Origin of the sequence: Streptococcus parasanguinis CC87K, from assembly GCF_000507765.1 — a bacterium.
GTDB lineage: Bacteria > Bacillota > Bacilli > Lactobacillales > Streptococcaceae > Streptococcus > Streptococcus parasanguinis_J.
In genome coordinates, this window is the sequence record NZ_KI669402.1 from 201868 (window position 1) to 215113 (window position 13246).

Below are 13246 nucleotides of genomic sequence, written 5' to 3' on the forward strand. Positions count from 1 at the left end.
ACCTCTAATTTACATAATTTTAATTCATTCTTGAAAATTAGCAGACCAATTGGCTGCCGTTTGATTGTTTACATAATTTTAATTCATTTATTTAATAATAGCTCTACAGGCTAACAGTTTCTATTTTCCCTTTTATCAATTAGTTGTCTTAATTCTGGAAATAGCATATCACCATCTCCTTTCCACTATTGATCTTGTAAACCAGTAGGTTTTCCCAACCTCTTTTTGTTTACATAAATTATTATAACGCAGACTGATTCCTTTGTCAACACTTTTTTACATAATTTTTTAAATTATTCTTTACTTTTTTATAAAATCTAGGTAAAATGATTATAAAATAACTAGTTAAGGATAATATCATGGGGATTTATAAAGGAAAAAATATTGAAGAAGCTATTAAAAAAGGTCTTAAAGATTTAAACGTCAAAAAAGAAGATGCGACCATTGAAGTACTAGAAGAAGGAAGTGGAGGTATATTCGGATTATTTTCTAAAGAAGCCGAGGTTTCTATCACTCCACTATCTAGTGAGGAGATACGGAAACGAGATCAGTTGAAAAAGCTACAACTTATTGGAAGTATCGCTGGTGCCATCTTGCTTATTGTAATAACAGGCTTACTCATCATTTTTGGTCCTAAGGATGACACATCAAAATCCGCCAAACAAGCAACCCCTAGTTCAAAAATCATGAAACAAACTACTGATCCTACATCATCTAGTATAAAAACTGAAAGTAGTTCTTCAGAAAGTTCCAAAACAAGCAGTTCAGAAACGAGGTCCAGTTCTTCCAGTGCTAGTAGTTCCTCTAGCACTCCTTCAATTCTCACTGCTAAAAACAACACAGAATTTGCAACAATTCTACAAACTGAAGATCCAGATAAGATCAACGAATTCGTTAATAAATATAAAGGACAAGTGGTGGAATTTGATGGTCATATTGCTGATATCGCAAAAAGCGAGGGACGAAATACTTATAACGACATCCTAATCTATTCAGGAGATTATAAAGGTCCAAATGAAGCAGTCCCGTCACCAAATTTTAAATTAGATGAGGTACGTCCTGCGGTAGATCCTGAGTTTAAAAGTTTTAATGGTAATAACATAATTGAAGGAGAAAATATTCATATAAAAGCAAGATTGTCAGGATATAATATAGGACAAGAAATACTACATTTAGGTCTTATAGAAATAAGCCCTCGATAGAAAAAAGCCACTCAATCGATGTGGCTTTTTTCTATTATAATTTTACTCATATAATTTTTACACTGTATTAAATTTCCCAGCTTTTTCTTGAATAGCCGTCTGTACATTTTTAGCAAATTGACCCACTATGGACTGATCCAATTGCTTTCCAACTACCTGGACATCTTCTTCGGCTACTGTTGTAATCGCAGTCAAGCCATCATTGTAACGCTTCTCAACTCCTGCCTTGCAGGTCAATAAAACGGGCGCATAGACAACCCGGATTAAATCTTTTTCAAGTTTCTTTCGGCTTTCGATGATCCTCATCTTATCTTTCATATCTAAATCAAAGAAATCTTTGACTGGACTATCACCCATACTTCCTCCTCTTCTATACTATGAAACTTTATCTTGTGCAAACTCCTCTTCCAGTTGGCGTCTATCTTTCCGGTAGGATTGCCATAAATTCTCTTCCTCGATTTCGATCTGTTTTAAGGCTACTTGTGCAGCTTCTCTAGCTTCGAGATCATACTCTTCGATACAGCGATGGAGGGACTCCCATCCACAACTGTTATCAACTTCCTGCTCTTGTAAGAAGGAAGCTGCCATCGCATACTCTTCTTCCAGCATCTGGGTGAAGAGCTGCTGTTTTCTTTCCACTAGGCAACGCTTTTCATCTAGCTCCAAGCGCGCTTTTTGGAACTCTCTTTCCAAGTGATCTAGTTTCTTTTCCTTTTTCGAAAGAGTAGATGAAATTAATAAGCTAGTTGTTCCCACTGGTTCATTTCTCCTGCTATTTCTTGATCTTTTGTTTTTAAGAGTTCAATTCCTGCATTCACTTGCTCGTTTAAAGCATGGAATTCATTCGATAAGGACTGATATGCAGCCAAACGATTGTCGAACCTTTCTCTTACTTCAGTGACAACTGTTTGCCTTGTCGCACCAGCCTGTGCATAGGCCTCTTCTACTTCATCAAGGCTGAGAATGAATCCTTTCGGAACGGTCTGTAATACTTTCTCCAAAGCTTCTAAATCTGTATCCAGTTGTGCCTTAGATTTCTGAGCTTGCTCCAGCCCTTCATCCACTACTCGAATCAGCTCATCAGAAGCCAAGCGCGCCTGCAAAGCATCCAGATAGATCCGTTCACTTGAGCTCAGTCCACCACCTGTTTTTTGCAATTTATCCTTTAGGCGATAGTAAACCTTCATCCGCTCTTCAATGATTTCCTTGCGAGTGATGGCTTCCGTTCCCTTTTCAAGAACCAAATTCCCATCCTTATCATAGATATAACCATGCATCATGTGCTGCAGGCCAGTATTTTTCAAATTCTTAGTTTTGAGGTGCTTGACAATCCCACTGGATTCCTTGCTTCCAGAATCCTGATAGCCCAAGCTAACCAAATCTTTATGGTCAATGTGGTTATAGATTTTGTACTTCAGCGAATCTATGCGCGCTTTTTGCTCGGGTGTTAAGATGGAATAGGCATTAGGACCATTATATAAATGGACGGTCCCAATATGAGAAGCTTCCTCTTCCGTTAAGCAGGCAAGCGCATACTGAATATTCATAGACCCCAGAGAGTGACCGTATAGATCGATCTTGGCATTGGGGTATTTTCGGATCACCTCTTTCAAATGAGCTGCAGCATCTTTAAACTGCGGAGGCGGGAAATTACCGTTTTCATCATTGTATTTTTTTAAAAAAGCAGCTCCTATTAAAGCAGGAAATTTAACCTGTTCTTCGGCTGTTCTTTCTGCAAAAAAGCCGACCGCATCTGATGCTTTTTCCTGTATGAAATTGCTGACAGGATTGTCCAGCGCCTTTTTCATAAACCTACCTAAGGGAGTGGCCTCCGGTGGAAGATTAATAGATGTAGGAATAATTGCATCTTCAAAAGCTTCTACAGCATTGTTAAAACCATCTTTAGCCTTATCTCGCGCATAATTCTTCGCATATTCTGTTGCATACTCGCTTGCACCACCAGGGTTCAAAATATTGGAAGCTGCTGGCAAATCTGTCTTTACCCAATCCGTATATGTATCATGGAGTAATTTTTGTGTACTTATTTCAGTTTCAGATCCCTTCATCAAGACAGTCACGTCATGGATTTGGGCACGCGCTTCATCAGAAGCAGTATAGGGGACTGCATTTTGTTGCGCGCCTTGGCCATTATTAGTAAGAACGAAGACCTGCTCCTCATTGTCATTTACGTTATCATAAATATGGGCAACATTACCAATGTATTCGTCTTTCTTCGTCCCAATTTTAAACTTTCCATTTATTTTGACATCTTTTTCGTATTCAAGTAGAGCAGCTTTAACATTTTGTTGATCATTGAAATTTAAATTATTAGCCATTATCACTCCTTATCTAATAAATCACTTAACTCCTCTGTTTCCCCAAAATAGGTCTCTTCATATTTCCCTGTTGTAGCGTCCTCTTGTATAGTTGTGCTTAAAACTAATTTTTCATCATTATTTATAACTATTTTTACTAATAGCCCTCCCATCGGATTATAATCTAAATCATCTTTAGAGATTTTATATGATTTTATTTTTCCTTCTGGAGTAAGAGCTTTAGGATCTAATTTTTTCAACATATTTTCAATCGCCACTTTCATCTTCTTACTCTCTGCGATTTGAATCATTTCTTGTTTCTTGGCAGATTGTCCATTAAAAAAGCTACATCCTCCTAAGCTCAGGCTAAATACTACCATTATCAACACAATTAATTTACTTTTTTTCATTTCTTCCCATTTCTTTCTCTAGTTTTCTTAAAATTTATTATACAAAATTCCATCAACGTCTGAAATGTTACTTTTGTTAAAAAATGTTGCCAAATCGTTACAAGCACTAGCTATTGATGTAACATACCAACTTTGATTCAGAAATGTTTCTATTTTCCTATATTAGGGGTATTTACCTGAATGAGTTTATTTCCCAGTCTCTTCTGCTTTACTTAACAGATCATCTAATTTTGCTGAAATACCGTAACTACCTGCTTCGAACTGTCCTGAATCTTCCATTTGAACAGTCGTATCGATCGTTAACTCTTTATCGCCATTGATAACGAGAGTGACATTCATCCCTCCCATTGGATTGTATTCCAATTCACCTTTTATCAGGGTATAGGAGTGAATGATCCCTTCTGAAGTGAAAGCTTTCGGATCGATACTGATTAACAAGTGTTTTATCGCTCGCTCCATTTTCGTGCTTTCTGCAATCTGAATCATTTCCCTTCTCTCAGCAGCTTTATCTGTAAAAAGACTGCAGCCTCCTAGAAACAAAGTTAGTAAGAATAGTAGCATTAATCGTTGTTTTTTATCAGTCATATTTCCCTCTCACTTATATTATTCGTAATGATTTCTAAAAAATGAACCAATTTTTTAAAATTTTTTCCAGAGCCTAAAAAACACACCCTTACTGGGTGTGTCTCTTGTTAAATCATATATTCGACGCTATAAGTGGCATCGGATAAAATCCGTGAGAGGAATTGTTTGGTTCGTTCTTCTTTTGGACTGTTGAAGAATTCATGCGGTTCGTTTTCTTCGATGATGTGTCCGCCATCCATAAAGATAACGTGGTTGGCCACATCACGCGCAAAGCCCATCTCATGGGTTACGACAACCATGGTCACTCCTTCTTGGGCCAATTGCTTCATGACATCTAATACATCACCGACCAACTCTGGGTCTAGCGCTGAAGTCGGCTCGTCTAGCAAGATCACATCTGGTTTCACTGCGATGGCACGCGCGATTCCGATCCGTTGCTGCTGGCCACCTGACAATTGAGAAGGATAGTAATCCTTATAAGCGAGGAGACCAACTTTTTCAAGGGCTGATTCTGCCCGTTGGATGGCTTCTTCTTTTGGAATCTTACGGGCCACAACCAGGCCTTCTAAGATATTTTCAAGCGCTGTTTTGTTGGCAAAGAGATTGTAATGCTGGAAGACAAAGGCTGTCTTTTGCCGGATTTCTAGAATCTCTTTTTTGCTGAGTTTTGAGAGGTCATACTCTTTTCCACCTAGGGTGAGGTGACCTGTATCTGCCTTTTCCAAGTGATTGAGGCAGCGAAGGAAGGTTGTTTTTCCTGATCCAGATGGCCCCAAAATAACGACCACATCCCCTTGGTTGACCTTGAGATTAACATCTACCAAGACCTGGTGGTCCTTAAATTTTTTCGATACGTGTTCTACTTCTAACATCTTCTTATTTCTCCTTCTTCTATGCGAGTGTCAGGCGTTTTTCTAAGAGGTTGAATCCCCACTGAATCACCCCACAAATGACAATATAAAGAATAAAAATCACTAGATAGGATTCAAAATATTGATAGCCATAAGAGGCTTCGACCTTGGCAATGGCGGTGATATCCTTGATGGTCATGACAAAGACAAGGGAGGTTCCTTTGACCAAGTTGATAACCAGATTACACAGATTGGGCAGGGCCGCACGCAAGGCTTGTGGAAAAACAATGCGGATATAGGCTTGGCGATTTGTCAAACCAATGGCTTGCGCTGCTTCTAGCTGGCCCTTATCCACAGTCAGAATGGCTGACCGTAGAATTTCAGCCAGGCTCCCTGTTGTCATCAAGCTAAAGATGATAAAGGCATAGTAAATGGGATTGATCTCAAAGACATTAAAGTGACTGCCAATACTCTTAAAAAAGCTATTTAAGAGGCTGGGAAAGAGACTATAAAAGAAGAGAATCAAGAGAATCGGAGGTGTCGCGCGGATAAAAGCTAAGTAAATCACTGAGAAACTGCGAACCCCTTTGACCTTATAGATCTGACCGAGCGCCAAAAAGAGGGCTGGAAGGAAACTCAAGAGAATCGATACGACCATGATCAGAAGGGTCACTGGAACACCACCCAAGGTGGCTAGAAATGCTTTACTAATAAAATTGAAATCCATAAGCTACCTTTCTGTTACACTGAGTCGTTTCTCAAGGAGTTGAGCGGAGAAGGAGATCACAAGGGCAATTCCCCAGTAGATCACTGCGACAGCTGTATACGTTTCGAGGGAATAATTCCCAAGATTGCGGCTGATCAAGTTGTTGCCTGCTCCCATGATATCGATAAAGCCAATGGTATAAGCCAAAGCGGCATCGCGCATGAGGTTCAAGATGGCAGTCGTCATATTTGGAAGAGCTACGCGAAAGGCTTGGGGAAGGACAATCCGCCAAATGGTTTGAGCTGGCGTCAAGCCGATACTCAAGCCCGCTTCCATCTGACCTTTTGGAATGGCCAAATAGGCTGCCTTGAAGACCTCAGAGATCATAGCGGCAAAGAGAAGAAACATGGCAACAAGGACAAAGACAAACTTGGACCAGTGGTCAATGTCAATGCCCAACCACCAGTTCAAAAATTGGGGAAGTCCATAAAAGACCAAAAAGAGCAAGACAATCGGAGGGGTACAACGTAAAGTAAAGACATAACCTTTTGCCAGACCTGCTCCTACCTTCTCTTCTGATACTTGTGCCCAAGTCAAAACCAAGCCAAATGCAGAACCAAGAAGCGTCGTTAACACCATCAAAGCTAAGGTCGCTGGTAGAGCTTGGACCAAGGTTGGAAGAAATGACCAGACCTTGGAAATGTCGTATGAGACCATGTTTCTTTTCCTTTCTGTATCCGGATAGAAATAAGGAAGCTGGGGCTATGCGCACCCAGTTCCATCTTATTTCTCTTTATCTACATAACTGAAGACATCTTCACCGAAATATTTTTTCGACAATTTAGCAAGTGTCCCATCTTTTTCCAATTCTTTGATAGCCTTGCTGTATGCTTCCGCAAATTTTTCGTTTTTCTTATCCTTATGGATCAATGGGTAAGTTGGAATTCCTTTGTAGGCAAACCAGCTAAGTTTGTCCGCGTATTGGTGGTAAGAACCATCTTTATCTGTGACAGCTTTTTCAAAGGAAAGTTTGATGTCAAAGAAGGCATCGTAACGTCCTTCAAGAACCCAAGCATAGGCATCTGCGACTTTGAAAGATTCGGCAGCTGTTAATTCGATTTGTTGGTCCTTATGCTTTTCATTGTATTCTTTAATAACATTCCACTGCGCATTTTGTGGTGAAATTGGAACCAATTTTCCTTTTTCTTTAGCGAAGTCATCGATGTTCTTGTATTTATTCGCATCTTCTTTCCGTACGGTAAATCCGATGATACTTGCTCCAATTGGTTCTTTTGGAATGATAAATTTCTTAGCACGTTCTTCGGTATACCAAGCTCCTTTGGTTCCGATATCGTATTTACCAGATTCTAGACCGATTAAGAGATCGTCATCACTTGTTCCAGTGTACTCAAACTTGTAGTCTGGTAGTTTTTCGTCAATGGCTTTGAGAACGGCTACTTCATAGCCATCTGATTCTCCTTTTTCATCAACGAAATCATACGGTACATAGTTTTGAGTGTGGGCTACTTTCAAGGTTGTTACCTTGTTCGTTCCTGTTGAGCCTTTGCTGTCGTTTGCATGGTTCAAGCTCCGTCCAAGAATGGTTGCACCTGCAATGGCAAGTACTGCTACCCCACCGATAATCCATGTTTTTTTACTCATACTCTGTTCTCCCTTTTCTATTTTCCTTATTCTGCTGCAGCTTCACGAACCCATTCGATTCGTTCTTCATCAATGTCACTTGGAATCGTACAATCGGCACCGATGACCAAACCTGTGGTTCCGGTTTCTGCGATGATGCGTTTGGTTTCTGCTTGGATCGCAGCCTTATCTCCTGTGTAAAGAAGACCATTTTTACCATTTTCAAAGCCACCAAGAACCGTGCGTCCACCGAAGATTTCGCGTCCTTCTGCTAGGCTGATTCCTTCTGGTCCGACTGCCCAGTTAATGACTTGGGCTGGGTAGTCTGTGAAGAGATAGATATCATTGCGAGCTCCTTCGTAGCCACAGATATGAAGAATATTTACGCCACCGGCTTCATTGGCCGCCTCTAAGACATGGAGTTCACTCGGTGCAATAATGTTTTTATAGACTTCTTGTGTAACCCGCGCATCTTGGATACTTTGAACACTGAGGTAGATCCCGTCTGCTCCTGCTTCTTTAATAATTCGTTGGCTCAAACTTGCAATATCTTGGCCAATTGTATCCAATACTTTTTTAAGAGTTGCTGCATCTTGATCGATAAAGTTGGCGATCAAGTCATCTCCTCCTGAAACTTCTCCGACCAACCATTTGAAGTAGGTCACCGGAGCAAAGATATTGTAGATAGCCACAATGTCTTCTTCAAAACCGGCACGGATTTTTTTAACGAGCTCTACTTGCTCTGTGATCCATGGATGATCTGCTCCGAGTGGTTCAATCCCTGCTAAGTCAGAGATGTTTTCAAGGCCTTTGTGAATGGCTGGATTTGGATAAGCAAAGTAACCATCACTCATGAGTTTGACAAAGTCTGGTTTGACCTTGTGAAGGAAGTTTTTATGGCCATTGAGGTTTTTTTCAATAATTTCCGGATTTGAAAATCCTTTCAACCATTCTTCTTCTGTTGTAAAATGATGCCAAAATCCAACTGGCACACGGTCGACTGCTTCTCCTTTGAAAGCTTTTAACACTAATTCTCTTTTTGATGACATGTTCTTACCTCGTTCTAATCTTTTCTTGTTTGTTATCTTATCACTTCGATAATTGTTTGACTAATATATATTTTTTATCAAGCTCTTCATCTTTTTTTATCACTGATCTTCAAGGAGTAGAATTCCTGCTAGATCAGACGGGCGGATGAGGGAGAAACTATGAGCTGGAATCTTCTCCAGTCTTGCCATATCTGGATCTTTTTTTGCTTTCCCCTGACTGCTTGCTAGAGCTACTTTACTGAGCCCTAGAAGCAAAAACAAAACGGTTACCAGGATACACCATACATCGATTTTTTTCATCTCCCTCTCCTTTCTTCTTACAATACAGCTGCTTGACGTACCCAATCTAAGCGTTCCAATTGGAAATCATCTGGCACGGTACAGTCTGCTCCAAGAATCAAACCACGGCTTCCGGCTTCAGCCACCAAGCGACGCGTTTCTTGCTCAATAGCTTCTCGTTCCCCTTGGTAGAGCAAACCTTTCTTGCCGTTGACAAAGCCACCCAAAACGGCACGATCGCCGAAAAGTTTACGACCTGCGGCTAGGCTCAGACCTTCATGATGGGTCGCCCAGTTAATGACTTGAGCTGGATAATCCTTGAAGAGCTCCACTTCATTGCTGGCCCCTTCAAAACCACAAATATGAAGGATATTGATGCCTCCAGCTTCATTGGCTGCTTCTAGGACAGCGATGCTGCTAGGCTCAATGAACTTGCGGTATTCTTCATCTGTCACACGCTCATCTTGGATCTGCTGGGTTGAAAAGTAAATACCTTCAATACCTGCTTCTTGGATCAAGCGACGACTTAAAGTAGCGATGTCTCCTGCAATCACGTCAAGGACATGAGCTAAAGTTTCTGGATCTTCCTTGATAAAGTCTGCAATCACTTGGTCTCCACGAGATTGGTCCGTACGGAACCAGCGTTTCAAATAAGAAATGGGCGAGAAGATATTGTAGAAAGAAGCAATCTCTTCATGGAAATGAGAACAAATTTCCTTGACCACCTCGATTTGTTTTTCAATCCATGGATGATGCTCTCCAATCGGTTGAATATCCTTCAATTCTCGGATCGATTGGATCTCTCTCGAATAAAGAGCACTCGGATAGCGGAAGAAGCCATCACTCATGATCTTGACAAAATCAGGTGAAATTTCTTCTACATAGTGTTGGTGGCCCTTAATACTTTTTTCTACTACAGCCGGATTGTCTAGACCCAATTCTTTTTCTTCTTGGGTCACATAATGGAGCCAAAATCCTACAGGGATTCGCTCTACTGTTTCGCCTCGAATGGCACGAAGAACCAATTCTTTTTTACTCATACTGTACATCCTCCTCAATATTTCTCCAACAGAAAGACTGACTGCTTTCCTTCTGGAATTTGTAACCATGATATCACCTCAAAAAGTAGCTGACTAATATATTTTCCCTATCAAGGCCTTAAAATTTCTTTATTGAGAAAGGCATCAAAAAAACGCAAGCCCTTGAAAATAGGGACTTGCGAGTATCTTTCTTTATTGTTTCATTTTAGAAGAAAAGGGATGCTTTGATCTTTTCTTGATCCGGTTATAGCAGAAAACTATATCCCTTCTTTTAAAGGAAAAAATAGCATATGTTGAGGCGAAGAAACCTTTCATAGCAGCGTTTTTCCTTCTTTTTTCTTTTCACCGATTCCTAGACACCTTCTTCTCTTTCTTGTCAGGCAAGATTGAAAGGAGTATAATTTTTATAGAATAATTTTAAGGAGTGTACGGTTTATGAAAACAACAAAAACCACCTTTACCATCGTTTCTGCTCTTGCTTCTGTCATTTTACTGACGAGTTGTGGAAGCAACACCACTAAAACGCAAGAGACAAAAGCAAGTAGCACTAAAAATCAGGTGACGATGACCTATGATCAGCAGCGCTCACAAGAAAATACCATGTCTGTTCTCTGGTACCAAAAGGCAGCAGAAACCAAGGCTTTGTATTTACAAGGCTACAATGTCGCTACTGACCGTTTGAAAGAGATCCTCCAAACTCCTTCTGATAAGCCTTATTCCATCGTCTTGGATTTGGACGAAACTGTTTTAGACAACAGCCCTTACCAAGTTCAAAACGTCAAAGATGGTACGGCCTTCAATCCTAAAGATTGGGATGTTTGGGTGAAAAAAGCAGCCGCAAAAGCGGTGCCAGGTGCCAAAGATTTTCTTCAATATGCGGATCAAAACGGGGTTCAAATCTACTACATTTCTGACCGTACAACCTCTCAAGTAGATGATACCATCAAGAACCTTGAAAAAGAAGGCATTCCTGTTCAAGGACGTGACCACCTCATGTTCTTAGAAGATGGCGTCAAATCAAAAGAAGGCCGTCGCCAAGCTGTACAAGAAAAGACCAATCTTGTCTTGCTCTTCGGGGACAACCTGGTTGACTTTGCAGATTTTTCCAAGACCTCTGAAGCTGATCGCGACAAGAAATTGGACGAATTGCAAAAAGAATTTGGTGAAAAATTCATCATCTTCCCAAATCCAATGTATGGATCATGGGAATCTGCTGTTTACCAAGGTAAAAAACTAGATGCCAAGGGACAAACAGAAGAACGCCTCAAAGCCTTGCAAGGTTTTGACAAATAAAGCAAACATCCTCGCTAGGAAAAACCTAACGAGGATGTTTTTTTCTATATAGATAATTTTATTCAACGGTTACAGACTTAGCAAGGTTTCGTGGTTTATCAACATCGAGCCCACGATGAAGGGTTGCAAAGTAGGCAATCAATTGGGTTGGCACCACCATTGAGATTGGAGAGAGGTAAGGGTGAACCGCTGTCAAGACCAAATCATCTGTCTCTTTAGCGACATTTTCTTCTGCAATGGTTAAAACATGAGCCCCACGTGCTGCCACTTCTTGGATGTTTCCACGTGTGTGGCTGGCTAGGACTGGATCTGACAAGAGGGCGATGACCGGTGTACCCTCTTCGATCAGAGCGATGGTCCCGTGTTTCAACTCACCCGCTGCAAAGCCTTCACATTGGATGTAAGAAATTTCTTTTAGTTTCAAACTGGCTTCCATGGCAACATAGTAATCTTGACCACGTCCGATATAGAAAGCATTGCGGGTTGTTTCCAACAAGCCACGAACTTTTTCATCGATGACTTCTTTTTCTGAAAGGGTTGATTCGATCGATTGGGCAACGATAGACAATTCGTGCACCAAATCAAAGGCTTTGGCCTTCTCATTGCCATTGGCTTCCCCAACAGCTTTAGCCAGAAAGGCAAGGGCTGCGATTTGAGCCGTATAAGCCTTAGTAGAAGCTACCGCAATTTCAGGACCAGCATGGAGCAACATAGTCATGTCTGCTTCACGTGAAAGAGTTGAACCTGGGACATTGGTCACTGTCAAGCTTGGGATGCCCATTTCATTAGCTTTGACCAATACTTGGCGGCTATCGGCTGTTTCACCAGATTGGCTGATAAAGATGAAGAGTGGTTTCTTGCTGAGAAGTGGCATACCATAGCCCCACTCAGATGAAATACCGAGTTCTACTGGAGTATCTGTCAACTCTTCCAACATTTTTTTAGACGCAAATCCAGCATGGTAAGAGGTACCAGCCGCAAGGATATAGATTCGATCTGCTTCTTGAACAGCCTTGATAATAGCTGGATCTACCACTACTTGTCCAGATTCATCTGTATAGGCTTGGATCAACTTACGCATGACAGTTGGTTGCTCATCGATTTCCTTGAGCATGTAGTATGGGTAAGTCCCTTTTCCAATATCAGAAAGGTCGAGTTCAGCCGTGTAGCTATCCCGTTCTTTGACGTTGCCATCATAGTCTTGCACTTCAACGCTGTCAGCCTTGACAATGACCAACTCTTGGTCATGGATTTCCATATATTGGTTAGTTTCACGAATCATGGCCATGGCATCAGAGCAGACCATATTGTAACCATCGCCAAGACCGATCAAGAGTGGTGATTTATTTTTTGCCACATAGATCGTGCTTGGATCTTCCGCATCCATCAAAGCAAAAGCATAGGCCCCACGGATGATGTGGAGGGCTTTTTTGAAGGCTTCGAGCGTAGATAAGCCATCTTCTTCAGCAAATTTTCCGATCAAGTGGGCAGCGATTTCTGTATCTGTTTGCCCCTTGAAATGGTGACCTGCTAGGTATTCTTCCTTGATTTCAAGGTAGTTTTCAATGACCCCATTGTGGACCAAAACAAAGCGACCTGTTTCAGAGCGGTGTGGGTGGGCATTGTCCTCAGTTGGTTTTCCATGAGTGGCCCAACGGGTATGTCCAATCCCAGCTGTTCCTTCGACACCTTCTGCCTTAGATGACAATTCTGCAATGCGACCAACTGCCTTTACCAATTGGCTCTTGCCTTCACTAGCTAGGAAAACACCCGCAGAGTCATAGCCTCGGTATTCGAGTTTTTCAAGTCCTTGAATCAAAATATCAGTAGCATTTGTATTTCCTACAACACCAACGATTCCGCACATAGTTTTTA

The 13246-nt window shown here is 41.1% G+C and carries 15 protein-coding genes; 2 read left to right on the plus strand and 13 right to left on the minus strand.

Annotated features, from left to right (window positions below; translation table 11 throughout):
• Positions 1-359 precede the first annotated feature (359 nt).
• The gene (locus tag HMPREF1195_RS07445) at positions 360-1202 is read left to right on the plus strand and encodes a DUF4839 domain-containing protein (protein WP_023919530.1); all 843 of its coding nucleotides are present in this window, start codon (positions 360-362) and stop codon (positions 1200-1202) included.
• Positions 1203-1259: 57 nt separating this feature from the next.
• On the opposite strand, the gene HMPREF1195_RS07450 is transcribed toward HMPREF1195_RS07445, so the two are convergent.
• The 12 genes from HMPREF1195_RS07450 to HMPREF1195_RS07505 all read right to left on the minus strand — a co-directional run bounded on the left by HMPREF1195_RS07450 (position 1260) and on the right by HMPREF1195_RS07505 (position 10078).
• Positions 1260-1559, minus strand: coding sequence for a hypothetical protein (locus HMPREF1195_RS07450; protein WP_023919531.1), 300 nt, complete (start codon positions 1557-1559; stop codon positions 1260-1262).
• A gap of 18 nt (positions 1560-1577) precedes the next feature.
• Positions 1578-1958 (minus strand): hypothetical protein, encoded by a 381-nt coding sequence (locus HMPREF1195_RS07455; RefSeq protein ID WP_023919533.1) that lies wholly within the window; start codon positions 1956-1958, stop codon positions 1578-1580.
• Entirely contained in the window at positions 1937-3538 is a 1602-nt protein-coding gene (locus tag HMPREF1195_RS07460; protein ID WP_023919535.1) for a lipase family protein, read from the minus strand. The genes HMPREF1195_RS07455 and HMPREF1195_RS07460 overlap by 22 nt, the downstream gene beginning before the upstream one ends.
• A gap of 2 nt (positions 3539-3540) precedes the next feature.
• The gene (locus HMPREF1195_RS07465; protein ID WP_023919537.1) at positions 3541-3927 is read right to left on the minus strand and encodes a DUF1310 family protein; all 387 of its coding nucleotides are present in this window, start codon (positions 3925-3927) and stop codon (positions 3541-3543) included.
• A gap of 186 nt (positions 3928-4113) precedes the next feature.
• Complete coding sequence (locus HMPREF1195_RS07470; protein WP_023919539.1) at positions 4114-4512, minus strand: DUF1310 family protein; 399 nt, start codon at positions 4510-4512, stop codon at positions 4114-4116.
• Positions 4513-4619: 107 nt separating this feature from the next.
• Positions 4620-5384, minus strand: coding sequence for an amino acid ABC transporter ATP-binding protein (locus HMPREF1195_RS07475; protein ID WP_003016067.1), 765 nt, complete (start codon positions 5382-5384; stop codon positions 4620-4622).
• 19 nt (positions 5385-5403) lie between these two features.
• The gene (locus HMPREF1195_RS07480) at positions 5404-6090 is read right to left on the minus strand and encodes an amino acid ABC transporter permease (RefSeq protein WP_023919541.1); all 687 of its coding nucleotides are present in this window, start codon (positions 6088-6090) and stop codon (positions 5404-5406) included.
• Positions 6091-6093: 3 nt separating this feature from the next.
• Positions 6094-6786 (minus strand): amino acid ABC transporter permease, encoded by a 693-nt coding sequence (locus tag HMPREF1195_RS07485; RefSeq protein WP_023919543.1) that lies wholly within the window; start codon positions 6784-6786, stop codon positions 6094-6096.
• A 66-nt stretch (positions 6787-6852) separates the two neighbouring features.
• Positions 6853-7731, minus strand: a complete 879-nt coding sequence (locus HMPREF1195_RS07490) for a transporter substrate-binding domain-containing protein (RefSeq protein WP_023919545.1) — start codon at positions 7729-7731, stop codon at positions 6853-6855.
• 26 nt (positions 7732-7757) lie between these two features.
• A complete protein-coding gene (locus tag HMPREF1195_RS07495; protein WP_023919547.1) occupies positions 7758-8759 on the minus strand; it encodes a uroporphyrinogen decarboxylase family protein in 1002 nt (333 codons plus the stop codon).
• 99 nt (positions 8760-8858) lie between these two features.
• Entirely contained in the window at positions 8859-9059 is a 201-nt protein-coding gene (locus tag HMPREF1195_RS07500) for a hypothetical protein (RefSeq protein ID WP_023919548.1), read from the minus strand.
• Positions 9060-9076: 17 nt separating this feature from the next.
• Positions 9077-10078, minus strand: a complete 1002-nt coding sequence (locus HMPREF1195_RS07505; RefSeq protein WP_023919550.1) for a uroporphyrinogen decarboxylase family protein — start codon at positions 10076-10078, stop codon at positions 9077-9079.
• Between the two features lie 435 nt (positions 10079-10513).
• Between HMPREF1195_RS07505 and HMPREF1195_RS07510 the strand changes: the two genes are divergently transcribed.
• Positions 10514-11371 carry a 5'-nucleotidase, lipoprotein e(P4) family gene (locus HMPREF1195_RS07510; RefSeq protein ID WP_003004374.1) on the plus strand — a complete coding sequence of 286 codons (858 nt, stop codon included), beginning with the start codon at positions 10514-10516 and terminating at the stop codon, positions 11369-11371.
• Positions 11372-11429: 58 nt separating this feature from the next.
• Here HMPREF1195_RS07510 and glmS read toward each other — a convergent pair whose 3' ends face one another.
• A complete protein-coding gene (glmS, locus tag HMPREF1195_RS07515; protein WP_013904548.1) occupies positions 11430-13238 on the minus strand; it encodes a glutamine--fructose-6-phosphate transaminase (isomerizing) in 1809 nt (602 codons plus the stop codon).
• Positions 13239-13246: the final 8 nt, after the last annotated feature.